Source organism: Pedococcus sp. P1_H8, assembly GCF_056405175.1.
The window spans coordinates 1-522 of record NZ_JBFUCP010000131.1 but is presented as its reverse complement, the minus strand read 5'-3'; the positions used below and the strand labels follow the sequence as shown (position 1 = coordinate 522).

1 protein-coding gene is annotated in these 522 nt (G+C 64.4%); it reads left to right on the top strand.

The features are described 5' to 3' along the window. Window positions 1-22: 22 nt before the first annotated feature. Window positions 23-522 (top strand): branched-chain amino acid ABC transporter permease (locus AC1DYG_RS19220; RefSeq protein ID WP_477641458.1); only part of this gene is annotated, 500 nt, incomplete at its 3' end.

Below are 522 nucleotides of genomic sequence, written 5' to 3'. Positions count from 1 at the left end.
GTCCTAGAACAAGGGTTCTCACATGGACACTTTCGTGACGTTCACGATCCTGGGCCTCGTGCTCGGGTCCGTGTACGCGATCGCAGCCTCCGGGCTGGTGCTCACCTACAACACCTCAGGCATCTTCAACTTCGCGCACGGCGCCCAGGCGATGCTCGGCGCGTTCCTCTACTGGCAGCTGCGCGTCGGCTGGAACCTGCCCACCCCGCTCGCCCTGCTGATCGTGCTCGGTGTCTTCGGTCCGCTCATGGGACTGGCGCTGTACTTCTTCATCATGCGGGGCCTGCGGGACACCGCGGAGGTCACCAAGATCGTGGTGACTGTCTCGATCATGCTCGGCATGCTGTTCCTCTCGCAGTGGTTCTGGCACCCCGAGGAGCCGCGCACCCTGACGATGTTCTTCGGCGACAACAGCAAGGTCTCCTTCTTCGGCGCCACCGTCCGCTACCACGAGATCCTCTGCCTCGTCGCGGCCGTGGCCATCGCGGTGGGCCTGCGGTTGCTCTTCACCCGCACCCGGAT